The following is a 13,294-nucleotide window of genomic DNA, read 5'->3' as shown; positions in this document are numbered from 1 at the left end:
GGCGCAAGACCGGGATTTCTCTGTTTCGCCGCCGCGATCCAATCGCGCCTCAGCGCCCTGTTTTCAGCCAGCCAGATCACGATGTCCGAGAAGCCGCAAAAGTCCGACGCCAACGACTATTCCAAAACCCTGTTCCTGCCGCAGACGGATTTCCCGATGCGCGCCGGCCTGCCGCAGCGCGAGCCGGAGATCCTCAACTACTGGAACGAGATCGACCTCTACGGCAAGCTGCGCGCGAGCGGCGAGAACCGCACGAAGTTCGTGCTGCATGACGGCCCGCCCTATGCCAACGGCAACATCCATATCGGGCACGCGCTGAACAAGATCCTCAAGGACGTCGTGACCAAGAGCCAGCAGATGCTCGGGCACGATTCCAACTACGTTCCCGGCTGGGACTGCCACGGCCTGCCGATCGAATGGAAGATCGAGGAGGAGAACTACCGCAAGAAGGGCAAGACCAAGCCGGACTTCCGCGACTCCGCCGCCATGGTGGCGTTCCGCAAGGAGTGCCGCGCCTATGCCAACCACTGGCTCAACGTGCAGCGCGAGGAATTCAAGCGCTTGGGCGTGATCGGCGATTGGGATCATCCCTACACCACGATGAGCTATCCGGCCGAAGCGCAGATCGCGCGCGAGCTGATGAAGTTCGCCGCCAACGGCACGCTCTATCGCGGCTCCAAGCCGGTGATGTGGAGCGTAGTCGAGAAGACCGCGCTCGCCGAAGCCGAGGTCGAGTACGAGGACCACACCTCGGATACGGTGTGGGTGAAGTTTCCGGTCACCTCGCCGGCGCATGGCGCGCTCGCCGCTGCCTCGGTCGTGATCTGGACCACGACGCCCTGGACCCTGCCCGGCAACCGCGCCATCTCGTTCTCGCCGAAGATCGCCTATGGCCTCTACAAGGTCGCCGACGCCCCCGCTGACAATTGGGCCAAGACCGGCGATCTCTTGATCCTGGCGGATGCGCTGGCCGAAGGCGTCTTCAAGCAGGCCCGCGTCACGGCTTACGAGAAGCTGCGTGACATCCCCGCCGACACGCTGGATGCGGTGGAATGCGCGCACCCGCTCAAGGGTTTTGCCGGCGGCTACAATTTCACCGTGCCGCTGCTGCCCGGCGAGCACGTCACCGACGACACCGGCACCGGCTTCGTGCACACCGCCCCCGGCCATGGCCGCGAGGACTTCGACGTCTGGATGGCCCATGCGCGCGAGCTGGACAGCCGCGGCATCGCAACCACGATCCCTTACACCGTCGACGAAAACGGCGCGCTGACCGATCACGCGCCGGGCTTCACCGGCAGCCGCGTGCTCACCGACAAGGGCGAGAAGGGCGACGCCAACGAGGCCGTGATCAAGGCGCTGGTCGAGGCCGGCATGCTGCTCGCCCGCGGCCGGCTGAAGCATCAATATCCGCATTCCTGGCGCTCCAAGAAGCCGGTGATCTTCCGCAACACGCCGCAATGGTTCATCGCGATGGATAAACCTATTGTGGACGCCCCGGGTAAACCCGGGGCTATGGACATCGCGGACCACGGCAAGGCGACATCCGGCGACACCCTCCGCGCCCGCGCGCTCCGTGCGATCTCGGTGACGCAATGGGTGCCGGCGGCCGGCCAGAACCGCATCAACGGCATGATCGCCAACCGTCCCGACTGGGTGATCTCGCGCCAGCGCGCCTGGGGCGTGCCGATCGCGGTGTTCGTGCGCGAGGCCGGCGACGGCTCGGCGGAAATCCTGCAGGACGAGGCCGTCAACGCGCGCATCACGGAGGCCTTCGAGCAGGAAGGCGCCGACGCCTGGTACGCCGACGGCGCGCGCGAGCGCTTCTTAGGGAAGCGCGCCAACGAAGACTGGAAGAAGGTCGACGACATCTGCGACGTCTGGTTCGACTCCGGCTCGACCCATGCCTTCGTGCTCGACGATCCCGTGCACTTCCCGGGTCTGGCCGGCATCAGGCGCAAGGTCGATGGCGGCCAGGACACGGTGATGTATCTGGAAGGCAGCGACCAGCATCGCGGCTGGTTCCACTCCTCGCTGCTGGAGAGCTGCGGCACCCGCGGCCGCGCGCCCTACGACATCGTGCTGACCCACGGCTTCACGCTCGACGAGAACGGCCGCAAGATGTCGAAGTCGCTCGGCAACACGATCGAGCCGCAGAAGGTGATCAAGGATTCCGGCGCCGATATCCTTAGGCTCTGGGTCTGCGCCACCGACTATGCCGACGACCAGCGCATCGGACCGGAGATCCTCAAGAACACGGTCGAGACCTATCGCAAGCTGCGCAACACCATCCGCTGGATGCTCGGCACCTTGCACCATTTCAAGCGCAGCGAGGCGGTCGCCTATGCCGAGATGCCCGAGCTGGAACGGCTGATGCTGCATCAGCTGTCGCAGCAGGCCGAGATCGTCAGCCGCGCCTATGCCGCGTTCGACTACAAGACGGTGATCGCCTCGCTCGCGGCCTTCATGAACTCGGAGCTGTCGGCGTTCTATTTCGACATCCGCAAGGACACGCTCTACTGCGATCCGCCGTCCTCGGTGGTGCGCAAGGCCGCGCTGACCGCGATCGACATGATCTGCGACGCGATCCTGAAATGGCTGGCCCCGGTGCTCTCCTTCACCTGCGAGGAAGCCTGGCGCATGGCACGGCCGGAGGCTGAGCCATCGGTGCACCTGACGCTGTTCCCGGACGGGCTTGGCGACTATCGCGACGAGACGCTCGCGGCGAAGTGGGAAACCATCCGCGCCGTCAGGCGTGTGGTCACCGGTGCGCTCGAACTCGAACGCGCCGCCAAGACCATCGGCTCCTCGCTCGAAGCCTCGCCGATCATCTATGTCGGCGACCGCGCCCTGCTCGCCACGCTGTTCGATGCTGATCTGGCCGAGATCTGCATCACCTCGAACTACGAGGTACGCGAGGGCGAAGCGCCGGCTGGCGCGTTTCGTCTCGAGTCCGTGCCTGATGTGGCCGTGGTGGTCGAGAAGGCCCAGGGACGCAAATGCGCGCGCTCCTGGAAAGTGCTGCCGACCGTCGGCGAGGATCCCGACTATCCCGACGTCTCGCCGCGCGATGCGCAGGCGCTGCGCGAATGGAAGGCGCTGGGGGTGAGTGTTTAACCCGGCCCAGCCACCTCGAACTCCGCCGTTATCCCGGCGAACGCCGGGATCCATAACCACCGTCCTCGCTTGTCAGAAAAGACAGATGATCGGAAGTCTTTCCGCCAAAAACCATCACGCGGTATGGGTCCCGGCGTTCGCCCGGACGACGTCCTTGATTGCCGCGAGCACCCCGGCATGAAATCTCCGCTCCGTCTCGGCCTGATCGCCGCCCTCGCCACCTTGGTCATCGACCAGGCCTCCAAGCTCTGGCTGCTCTATGTCTTCGATATTGCCAATCGGGGCCGGGTCAGGGTCACGCCGTTCTTCGACTTGGACCTCGCCTGGAACATCGGCATCAGCTTCGGCTGGCTGCAGAACGACAGCCCCCTGGCCCAGTTCGCCTTGATGGCGGTGAAGGCCGTCGCGGTGGTCGCGCTCGCGATCTGGATGGTCCGCTCCCAGACCAGGCTCGCGACGACCGCGCTCGGCATGATCATCGGCGGCGCGGTCGGCAATGCCATCGACCGCCTCGCCTATGGCGCGGTGGTCGACTTCGCCCTGTTCCACGTCGAGATCGCCGGCCACGTCTATAATTGGTACGTGTTCAATCTCGCGGATGTGGCCATTGTTGCTGGCGTGGCCGCCCTATTGTATGATTCCTTCATCGGAGTCCCCGCCGCAAAAGCGCCCTGATCCGGGTCGATACGACGCTTTGGCGAGTGATCGCTGAGGGGCAGCAAGGGATTGAGCCTCCTCACTTTTTCGCGATCGGCGGATATTTGCACCGTTCGGGGACACGAGCCGAAACGAGGGAAAGCCATGCGCAAGACCGATAGCACCGAGACCCGCGCAAGGAGCACTCATCGCGCGATGACGAGCGTCCTGAAGCTCTCCGCCGCAGCCTTCGGCATCGGCCTGCTGCTCGTCTCCGGCGCCGCCCGCGCCCAGGACGACGAAGAGGACGACAAGACCTTCGAAGAGAAGATCATCGACAACCTCATGCGCGGCATGGGCGCGACCAACATGGAGACGCCCTCCATCGACTATCGGGAGCGCTCCCCGCTGGTCGTGCCGCCCAAGATCGACCTGCCGCCGCCGGCCGCTTCTGCCGAAGCCAACGCACCGAACTGGCCGAAGGATCCGGACGTGCAGCGCCGCAAGGCGGCCGCCGCCGCCCGCAAGAAGGACAACAAGGATCCGGCGGCATCCGCCCGTCCGCTGACGCCGGCCGAGTTGAGGGCCGGGACCGCGGTGGCGGAGAAGAAGAGCAACGATCCGGTCCAGCCGGGCGTCACCGGCAACCCGATGCTGAGTCCGGCCCAGCTGGGCTTCAAAGGCGGCCTGTTCGGCATGTTCAAGGGCAACGACAGCGAGAGCAAGCCCTTCAGCACCGAACCGACCCGGGAAACCCTCACCCAGCCACCGCCGGGCTATCAGACGCCGTCGCCGAACTATGCCTACGGCACCGGTCCGATGGAGCCTTTGAACAACAAGCAGATGGACATCATGTCCGGCAAAGAGAAGTGAGGCGCGCGCTGCCCGCATTTTTCCGGGATTGTGCGCATCATGCTTAACGCGTGTGGTGGTTCGGAATGCGCCCCGGCTGCGCTCACGGCGCGGAGGGTTGCTGAACCAAGCCACGCTGGAACTTTGAGCATGATCCGGAAAAGTGGAAGCCGGTTTTCCGAAAAGATCATGCTCAATCAAAGAGATGAGATCATGATGCGATTCCTTCTAATCGCATCATGATCTAGGGTTTTTGAACTGCCCTTCGAATCCTCATTCGCTGACGTGGTCGTCGGGAATGTTAATTCGGATTCGGAATACGCCGGCGCTGCGATTTTCGTCGCCGCTTTGTGACGCCGGGCGTTTTCGGCTCGGTGTAGGATGCCGTTGCCCCACCCGATCGCTTGTCTTCGGGTTTTCAAAAGGATCAGGATGTCCGCTTTCCGCTTCGTCTTCGCCGCCGCCCTCATGTCGCTCGCGGCGATCTCCACCGGCGCCAAGGCACAAACGACGTTCGCATCGGAGCCTCCCGCCAGCTTCACGCTTCCGAATGGCCTGCAGGTGGTGGTGATCCAGGATCACCGTACCCAGGTGGTCACGGAGATGATCTGGTACAAGGTCGGCTCCGCCGACGAGACGCCCGGCAAATCGGGCCTCGCGCATTTTCTCGAACACCTGATGTTCAAGGGCACGGCCAAGCATCCGGCCGGCGAGTTCTCGCAGACCGTGCTGAAGATCGGCGGCAATGAGAACGCCTTCACCTCCGTCGACTACACCGGCTACTTCCAGCGGGTGCCGCGCGATCAGCTCGCCAAGATGATGGAGTTCGAGGCCGATCGCATGACCGGGCTCGTGCTGAAGGACGAGAACGTGCTGCCTGAGCGCGACGTCGTGCTCGAAGAATACAACATGCGGGTTGCCAACAATCCGGAGGCGCGGCTCAACGAGCAGATCATGGCTGCGCTGTATCTGAACCATCCTTACGGCCGGCCGGTGATCGGCTGGAAGCCCGAAATCGAGAAGCTCGGCCGCGAGGATGCGCTGGCCTTCTACCGGCGCTTCTATGCGCCCAACAACGCGATCCTGGTGATCGCGGGCGACACCGATATCAACGAAGTCCGTCCGATGGTCGAGCAGACCTTCGCCAAGGTCCCGGCCCAGCCCGATATCCCACCGCGACGCATTCGCCCGCAGGAACCCGAGCCGGTGGCCCCGCGCACCGTCACGCTCGCCGATCCGCATGTCGAGCAGCCCTCGATGCGCCGCTTCTACCTGGTGCCGTCGGCCGCGACCGCGGCCCCGGGCGAGTCCGCCGCGCTGGACGTGCTGGCGCAGCTGATGGGCAGCGGCAGCAACTCCTATCTCTACCGCGCGCTGGTGGTCGACAAGCCGCTCGCGGTCAATGCGAGCGCGTCCTATCAGGGCACCTCGCTCGATCCGACCCAGTTCTCGATTGCGGTCTCGCCAAGGTCCGGCGTCGACTTCGCGCAGGTCGAGGCGGTGGTCGATGGCGTGATCGCCGAACTCGCGCAGAACCCGGCACGCGCCGAGGATCTCGAGCGCGTCAAGACCCAGCTGGTCGCAGAAGCGATCTACGCCCAGGACAACCAGGCGACCATGGCGCGGTGGTATGGCGGCGGCCTCACTACGGGCCTCAGCATCGAAGACATCAGAAGCTGGCCGGATCGGATCAAGGCCGTCACCGCCGAGCAGGTGCGCGCGGCGGCCCAGAAGTGGCTGCAGAAGACACGCTCCGTCACCGGTTATCTGGTCAAGGACAATTCGGCCAAGCGCGAGGAGAAGCGTTCGTGAGCCATATCAGCACTTTCGCCCGCCGCTTCGCCTGCGTGCTCGTCGTCGCAACGGCCGCGCTTGCGGCATCGACCTCTGCGCAGGCCGCCGCCAAGATCCAGCATCTGATCTCGCCCGGCGGGATCGAGGCCTGGTTCGTGCAGGACTCCACCGTGCCGCTGATCGCGATGGAATATGCCTTCGCCGGCGGCGCTTCGCAGGATCCGGCGGGCAAGCCCGGCGTCAGCAATCTCGTCGCCAGCCTGCTCGACGAGGGCTCCGGCGACCTCGATTCCAAGACCTACCATGAGCGGCTTGATCGCCGCGCCATCGAATTGAGCTTCTCGACCTCGCGCGATCAGCTTCGCGGCTCGCTGCGCATGCTGCGCGACAACAAGGACGAGGCGTTCGATCTGCTCCGGATGGCGCTGACCTCGGCGCATTTCGACAGCGAGGATGTCGAGCGGATCCGTTCGCAGGTGATTTCGAACCTGCGGCGCGAGAGCACCAATCCGTCCGCGATGGCGGGCCGCAAATTCCTCGAGCTCGCCTATCCCGGCCATCCCTATGGCCGGCCGGCCAACGGCACGCTGGAAAGCGTCCCGACCATCACCATCGACGACCTCAAGGACTATGTCCGCCATGTCGTCGCCAAGGACACGCTGAAGGTCGCCGTGGTCGGCGATGTCGATCCGGCGACGCTCGGCAAGCTGCTCGATCAGACCTTCGGCTCGCTGCCGGCCAAGGCCAGCCTGACTCCGGTGCCCGACGTTGCCGCCACCCAGCCGCCGCAACGCGTGCAGGTCGCGCTCGACGTGCCGCAGACCGTGATCACCTTCGGTGGCCCCGGCATCGCCCGGCACGATCCGCAGTTCATGGCGGCCTATGTCGTGAACCACATCCTCGGTGGCGGCGGGCTGTCGTCGCGGCTCTACCGCGAAGTGCGCGAGAAGCGCGGGCTTGCCTATTCGGTCTATGACGCGCTGATCTGGATGGACCATTCGGCGCTGTTCATCGGCAACACCGGCACGCGCGCAGACCGCGCCGGCGAGACCATCGACGCCGTGGACCGCGAAATCCGCCGTATCGCCGAGGAGGGCCCGACGCAGAAGGAGCTCGACGAGGCCAAATCCTACATCAACGGCTCGCAGATGCTCGCGCTCGATACCTCCTCGAAGCTGGCCCAGGCGCTGTTGCAATACCAGCTCGACAAGATGCCGATCGACTACATCGAGAAGCGCAGCGAGGTCGTCAACGCGGTAACGCTGGAGGACGCCAAGGCCGTCGCCAAGCGGCTGTGGAGCCAGGGCCTGCTGACCGTGATGGTCGGCCGCACGCCGCAGGCCGTGGCCCAGCCCGCCGCCGCCACCGCACCGGCGATCAAGCCGGATTGAGCCGACCAACCAAAGATGCAGCAAATTGAGCTTAGCCCTGCCCTCATCGGCAGGGCTTTGCTTTATGGCCGGCAGCCGCACGGTTCGAGATGCGCCGCTACCGGCGCTCCTCGCCGTGAGGATCGCACATTGCGCCGCAGAGCCTGTCCTCATCCCGAGGAGCCCGCCATCGGCGGACGTCTCGAAGGAGGGCCACAAAGAAAGACCGACAGCTTCCAGCCTCTGGAACAGGCGGAAATGACATGCGCGCTGAGGCGAATTTCGCGTGCCACTTCAAGCTGATTTGGCCTGTCCAGCCTTGCCGTGAGAAATAAATCACTTTCGTATTTTCAGAAATAATGGTTGTCTAGCGCCATCCCGCCTCGGCGAGAGGGGCGTTGCGCGCGATCGTCACGACACGTGAGGCGGGGATGCGATGGCCGCTGCCATGACGCAACGTAGCTTGCTACGCAGACGAACGGCATGGCGCGGACGTGAAGTCGCAGGGTCCTGATACCCCGACGCTGGTATCACCTGCGCAACGCGCCTCGCGCGTTGTCGCAGCATGGTGGCCAACAAGCCCGGCGCACCAGGGAGACTGCGTATAAGCGTTAAGACCGTCGCGCGGGGAATGCCGGTTGATCGGCTGCACCTGTGGTGACTGCCGCCTGCTTTTTTTCTGCAGGCGGGCCATGGGTGAGGCCTTCACCCGGCATTCCCCGCGCCCTCTCGATTTTCAAGAGGGACGAACTGATTGCAGACCTCGGGCGCGATGCGCCGCGAGACCGCGCTGACACGTCCGTTACCTGCCATGGCTGTTTGAGACGTAAATCCAACCTCGCCTCCGCTGTCGTCCCGGGCAAGCCGCGACGCGCGCCAGCGCGGTCGTGGCGCCGACCCGGGACCCATACGCCGCGGCGGATGTGATGCGGGAGGTCCAACGACGAGCGTGCCCCGAACTGCTCCCTGGGAGTATCGGTCCCGGCTGAACGCCGGGACGACAGCGGAGTTTTAGTTTCTTACCCGGGCCAGCCTCGCTCCAGCCATCCAGACCCGCGCAAACCCGCCATAAACCCGCTATGGTGCACGCCGAATCCTTAGCGCCTGGTGCCTTCATGCTGCGGATCGCCCGCGACCTTGCCATCGACGAGAACGACATCGAGATCACTTTCGTTCGCGCCTCCGGTCCCGGCGGGCAGAACGTGAACAAGCTCTCGACCGCGGCGCAGCTGCGCTTCGATGCGGCTCGTCTGCCTCTGCCGGAAGATGCCGCGGCGCGGCTGCAACGCCTGGCCGGGCAGCGCATGACCAAGAACGGCGTCATCGTCATCCAGGCCGATCGCTTCCGCACCCAGGAGCGCAACAAGGCCGACGCGATCGAGCGGCTGGTCACGCTCCTGCGCGAAGCGATGGTGCGACCGAAGGTGCGCCGTCCGACCAGGCCGACGCTCGGCTCCAAGCAGCGCCGGCTCGAAGGCAAGAAGCACCGCGGCGACATCAAGGCCGGCCGCGGCGCGCGGAGGTTTGATGATTAAGTGAAGTCGATGACCGATGCGACCTCGCGGCACGCTCGGTTCACCTCTCCCGGCGGGAAGAGGTCGATGGCGAATGTAATGAGTGATCCGGTGCGGGGGCTCCACGCTCACGAAGGACCGTAACCCCTCACCCGGATTGCATCTGACGATGCAATCCGACCTCTCCCAACGGGAGAGGTGAACCGAGCGCGCCGCACGAGATCGACCACATTTCATTCTATTAAGGCGGACATTCTGAAGCCTTGCGCATTGCAAGGAGTGCATCACTCGTTTTGTTCTTTCCTGAAATAGCCCGCTACTACCAACGCCAATTCGCTACGACCTAGTCTCCTCCAAAACGATGGGGAGGCTCGATGTCGGGACGGCGTGCAGTGCGGCGCATTGGAATTGGACTGAGCCTTGGATTGAGCCTTGGACTGAGCCTTGGATGTTGCGGCGCGGTACTGCTTGCCGGCATCGCGACGGCGCAAATGCCACTGCCCGCGCCCAAGCCGGTCGACGGCGCGACGCTGTTCAAACAGCAATGTGGCACCTGTCATACCACGACGCTCTCCGAGCCGATCCGCCAGGGCCCGCCGCTGGTGAGCGTGATCGGGCGCCGCGCCGGCAGCTTCGCGGGCTTCCACTACTCGGCGGGCTTCGCCAAAGCCGATTTCACCTGGGACGCGGCGAAGCTCGATAGCTGGCTGACCAACCCGCAAGAGGTGATCGCCGGCGCCGTGATGGCCTATCGCCAGGCCAAGCCGGAGGTCCGCACCGCGATCATCACCTATCTGAAGGAGCTGAAGTAACATGGCCAAACCCGTTCATTCGATGATCCGTGTCTTCGACGAGGCGAAGTCGCTCGATTTCTACAAGCGCGCCTTTGGCCTCGAGATCGCCGATCACCTGCGGTTCGACGATTTCGCGCTAATCTATCTGCGCCATCCGTCATCGCCGTTCGAGGTCGAGTTGACCGTGAACTACGACCGCAAGGAGCCCTATGTGCTCGGCGACGGCTATGGCCACCTCGCCGTCGTGGTCGACGACCTCGAGGCCGAGCACGCCCGCTTCGAACGCGAGCAGCTGTCGCCGGGGCCCCTGCGCGACTTCAAGCACAATGGAGCAACGCTCGCCCGCTTCTTCTTCGTCACCGATCCCGACGGCTACAAGATCGAGGTGATCCAGCGCGGCGGGCGCTTCGGCTGAGAACGGCAAGACCCAATCAAAATCCCACGGAGGAAACCATGAGAGAAGTCGATCCGCGCAGCAAGTTCGACCGCCGCATCTTTCTCAAAGGTGCGGCATCGACGGTCCCCGCCGTTGCCGTTGCCACCACCACCGGCCTCGGGGTCACCGACGCCTGGGCCGAGGACGCCAAGACGCTGACGCTGGCGACCTTGAAGACGCTAGTGAAGGTGGCGCGCGACATCTATCCGCACGATATCCTCGCCGACCGCTACTACATCGTCGCGGTGAAGCCATGGGACGGCAAGGCGACGGCAGACGCCGCGGTCAAGAGCATGATCAATGACGGTGTCGCGCGCCTCGACCAGGATGCGCGCGACCGCCACAACGTCGCTTACGCGGACGTACCATGGGAAGCCGATCGCGTGGCGCTCCTGCAGGGCATCGAGCACACGGCCTTCTTCAAGGCGATCCGCAGCGATCTCGTCGTCTCGCTCTACAATCAAAAAGAGGTCTGGCCGAAATTCGGCTACGAGGGCTCCTCCGCCGAGCACGGCGGCTACATCAACCGCGGCTTCTCCGACATCGACTGGCTGCCGAAAGCCTGAGCCCGAAAAACCAAGAACGCGGAGGAAACCACAATGGCCAAATTCGATCAGAACGATTCAAGCGTGGTCGTCATCATCGGCTCCGGCGCCGGCGGCGGCACGCTGGGCAACGAGCTCGCGCAGAAGGGCATCAAGGTCGTCATCCTCGAGGCGGGAGACCGCTACGAGATCCCCGACTTCATCAATGACGAGTGGGACAGCTTCACCCAGCTCGCCTGGAAGGACATGCGCACGACCTCCGGCACCTGGCGCGTCCATCAGGACTTCCCCAATTTGCCGGCCTGGATCGTCAAGGCCGTCGGCGGCTCGACCGTGCACTGGGCCGGCGCGTCGCTGCGCTTCGACGAGCATGAGTTCAAGGTCAGGACCACCTATGGCGCAGTGCCCGGTGCCAACCTGCTGGATTGGCCGATCACCTTGGCCGAGATGGAGCCATGGTACGCCAAGGCCGAGTTCAAGATGGGCGTGACCCGCACCAACGGCATTCCGGGGCTGCCCGGCAACAACAATTTCAAGGTGCTGGAGGCCGGCGCCAAGCGGCTCGGCTACAAGACCGTGCACACCGGCAACATGGCGATCAATTCCGAGCCGCGCGACGGCCGCGGCAGCTGCCAGCAGATCGGCTTCTGCTTCCAGGGCTGCAAGTCCGGCGCCAAATGGTCGACGCTCTACACCGAGATCCCGAAGGGCGAAGCCACCGGCAATCTCGAAGTGCGCCCCAACAGCATGGCCATCAAGATCGAGCATGATGCCTCGGGCAAGGTCACCGGTGTGGTCTATGCCGATGGCCAGGGCCAGATGCAGCTGCAGAAGGCGCGCGTGGTCGCCGTCGCCGGCAATTCGATCGAGAGCCCGCGGCTTCTGCTCAACAGCGCCTCCAGCATGTTCCCGGACGGCCTCGCCAACTCATCGGGCCAGGTCGGGCGCAACTACATGCGGCACATGACCGGCAGCGTCTATGCGAGCTTCGAAAATCCGGTGCACATGTATCGCGGCACCACCATGGCCGGCATCATCCGCGACGAGGCGCGGCACGACCCCAAGCGCGGCTTCGTCGGCGGTTACGAGATGGAGACGCTGTCGCTGGGCCTGCCCTTCATGGCCGCGTTCCTCAATCCCGGCGCCTGGGGCCGCAGCTTCACCGCGGCGATGGAGACTTATCCGCGCATGGCCGGCATGTGGCTGGTCGGCGAGGACATGGCGCAGGAAACCAACCGCATCACGCTCGACGCGAGCGCCAAGGACAAGTTCGGCATGCCGGTCGCCTCCGTGCATTTCGACGATCATCCGAACGACCTTGCGATGCGGGCGCATGCCTACAAGCAGGGCGCGGCGGTGTATGAGGCGGTCGGGGCGACCGTGACCTATCCGACCACGCCCTATCCCTCGACGCACAATCTCGGCACCAACCGGATGAGCGAGAAGCCGAAGGACGGCGTCGTCAACAAGTTCGGCCAGACCCACGACATCAAGAACCTGTTCGTCTCCGACGGCAGCCAGTTCACATCGGGCGCGGCCTGCAACCCGACGCTGACGATCGTGGCGCTGGCGATCCGCCAGGCCGACACCATCGCCGGCATGATGCAGAAGAAGGAGATCTGAACGCGTGACTTTGAAGGGGCCTCATGGTTATCAAGGCGATGCGTAGCATCGTCCGGAGACGCGCGGCTTCGCCGCTCACCATGAGGATCAAGGATCGCGCCGCAAAAACATCCTCATCCTGAGGAGCCCGCCGCAGGCGGGCGTCTCGACGGATGGTTGCGATTCATTCCGCCGCATCCAGGATCGCGGCCGCGCTGTCGGGGAATGCCGGCATCGCGGCGGTGGTCCTGGCGCGATAGATCAGGCAGGAGCAGCGCAGCAGCGAGGCGAAGTTCCTGACCTCGCCATGATGGTCGAGCACTTCGCTGTACAGCGTGGTGAGGAACTTGGCGAGGCTCATGCCTTCCTTCGCCGCGATCTCCTCCAGCGTGTCCCAGAACGACAGTTCGAGCCGGATCGAGGTGCAGTGGCCGCCGATGCGCAAAGACCGCGTCTGCGATTCATAGTCGCGTTGCGGCTGGTGGGCGAACAGATGGCACATGGTTCCCTCCCGGCAGATCGCTGTTTTTCGAAACGATATACCCGCGCCTGTCGCCTCACAATCCACCTGAGGCCGGGCTGTCCTCCCGGGGGCGGGATTCGATGGCTCGGCGCCATAATTCTGGCGCGACGC

General features: G+C 64.5%; 11 protein-coding genes. 10 read left to right on the top strand and 1 reads right to left on the bottom strand.

Annotated features, from left to right (window positions below; genetic code table 11):
- The first annotated feature begins 81 nt into the window (after positions 1 to 81).
- From ileS to QX071_RS33060, 10 genes are all read left to right on the top strand, one after another.
- On the top strand, positions 82 to 3,117 hold the full coding sequence (ileS, locus tag QX071_RS33105) for an isoleucine--tRNA ligase (RefSeq protein ID WP_315706666.1): 3,036 nt from the start codon (positions 82 to 84) through the stop codon (positions 3,115 to 3,117).
- Positions 3,118 to 3,294: 177 nt separating this feature from the next.
- The gene (gene lspA, locus QX071_RS33100; protein WP_315706665.1) at positions 3,295 to 3,792 is read left to right on the top strand and encodes a signal peptidase II; all 498 of its coding nucleotides are present in this window, start codon (positions 3,295 to 3,297) and stop codon (positions 3,790 to 3,792) included.
- A gap of 126 nt (positions 3,793 to 3,918) precedes the next feature.
- Positions 3,919 to 4,626, top strand: a complete 708-nt coding sequence (locus QX071_RS33095; RefSeq protein WP_409977587.1) for a hypothetical protein — start codon at positions 3,919 to 3,921, stop codon at positions 4,624 to 4,626.
- A 411-nt stretch (positions 4,627 to 5,037) separates the two neighbouring features.
- A complete protein-coding gene (locus tag QX071_RS33090) occupies positions 5,038 to 6,417 on the top strand; it encodes a pitrilysin family protein (protein ID WP_315706664.1) in 1,380 nt (459 codons plus the stop codon).
- Entirely contained in the window at positions 6,414 to 7,790 is a 1,377-nt protein-coding gene (locus QX071_RS33085) for a pitrilysin family protein (protein WP_315706663.1), read from the top strand. Before QX071_RS33090 ends, QX071_RS33085 begins: the two co-directional genes overlap by 4 nt.
- Before the next feature lie 1,094 nt (positions 7,791 to 8,884).
- Positions 8,885 to 9,304: an alternative ribosome rescue aminoacyl-tRNA hydrolase ArfB gene (gene arfB / locus QX071_RS33080; RefSeq protein ID WP_315706662.1), complete on the top strand. Its 420-nt coding sequence runs from the start codon at positions 8,885 to 8,887 to the stop codon at positions 9,302 to 9,304.
- Positions 9,305 to 9,774: 470 nt separating this feature from the next.
- Positions 9,775 to 10,095: a c-type cytochrome gene (locus QX071_RS33075; protein WP_315706700.1), complete on the top strand. Its 321-nt coding sequence runs from the start codon at positions 9,775 to 9,777 to the stop codon at positions 10,093 to 10,095.
- A 1-nt stretch (position 10,096) separates the two neighbouring features.
- Positions 10,097 to 10,492 (top strand): VOC family protein, encoded by a 396-nt coding sequence (locus QX071_RS33070; RefSeq protein ID WP_315706661.1) that lies wholly within the window; start codon positions 10,097 to 10,099, stop codon positions 10,490 to 10,492.
- Positions 10,493 to 10,530: 38 nt separating this feature from the next.
- Entirely contained in the window at positions 10,531 to 11,079 is a 549-nt protein-coding gene (locus tag QX071_RS33065; RefSeq protein WP_315706660.1) for a gluconate 2-dehydrogenase subunit 3 family protein, read from the top strand.
- A 33-nt stretch (positions 11,080 to 11,112) separates the two neighbouring features.
- Positions 11,113 to 12,681: a GMC family oxidoreductase gene (locus QX071_RS33060; RefSeq protein ID WP_315706659.1), complete on the top strand. Its 1,569-nt coding sequence runs from the start codon at positions 11,113 to 11,115 to the stop codon at positions 12,679 to 12,681.
- 163 nt (positions 12,682 to 12,844) lie between these two features.
- Here QX071_RS33060 and QX071_RS33055 read toward each other — a convergent pair whose 3' ends face one another.
- Positions 12,845 to 13,162, bottom strand: coding sequence for a ribbon-helix-helix domain-containing protein (locus tag QX071_RS33055; protein WP_315706658.1), 318 nt, complete (start codon positions 13,160 to 13,162; stop codon positions 12,845 to 12,847).
- Positions 13,163 to 13,294 lie beyond the last annotated feature (132 nt).

This window comes from Bradyrhizobium sp. SZCCHNS1022 (genome assembly GCF_032484835.1).
Classification (GTDB): Bacteria; Pseudomonadota; Alphaproteobacteria; order Rhizobiales; family Xanthobacteraceae; genus Bradyrhizobium.
The sequence above is the reverse complement of the archived record's forward strand: the minus strand, read 5'-3'. Positions and strand labels throughout refer to the sequence as shown.

Excerpts from the sequence above, each read along its gene's own strand:
- QX071_RS33090 (WP_315706664.1), top strand. The coding sequence starts at position 5,038 with ATGTCCGCTTTCCGCTTCGTCTTCGCCGCCGCCCTCATGTCGCTCGCG.
- lspA (WP_315706665.1), top strand. The coding sequence starts at position 3,295 with ATGAAATCTCCGCTCCGTCTCGGCCTGATCGCCGCCCTCGCCACCTTG.
- QX071_RS33060 (WP_315706659.1), top strand. The coding sequence starts at position 11,113 with ATGGCCAAATTCGATCAGAACGATTCAAGCGTGGTCGTCATCATCGGC.
- QX071_RS33065 (WP_315706660.1), top strand. The coding sequence starts at position 10,531 with ATGAGAGAAGTCGATCCGCGCAGCAAGTTCGACCGCCGCATCTTTCTC.
- ileS (WP_315706666.1), top strand. The coding sequence starts at position 82 with ATGTCCGAGAAGCCGCAAAAGTCCGACGCCAACGACTATTCCAAAACC.
- QX071_RS33055 (WP_315706658.1), bottom strand. The coding sequence starts at position 13,162 with ATGTGCCATCTGTTCGCCCACCAGCCGCAACGCGACTATGAATCGCAG.
- QX071_RS33070 (WP_315706661.1), top strand. The coding sequence starts at position 10,097 with ATGGCCAAACCCGTTCATTCGATGATCCGTGTCTTCGACGAGGCGAAG.
- QX071_RS33075 (WP_315706700.1), top strand. The coding sequence starts at position 9,775 with ATGCCACTGCCCGCGCCCAAGCCGGTCGACGGCGCGACGCTGTTCAAA.
- arfB (WP_315706662.1), top strand. The coding sequence starts at position 8,885 with ATGCTGCGGATCGCCCGCGACCTTGCCATCGACGAGAACGACATCGAG.
- QX071_RS33095 (WP_409977587.1), top strand. The coding sequence starts at position 3,919 with ATGCGCAAGACCGATAGCACCGAGACCCGCGCAAGGAGCACTCATCGC.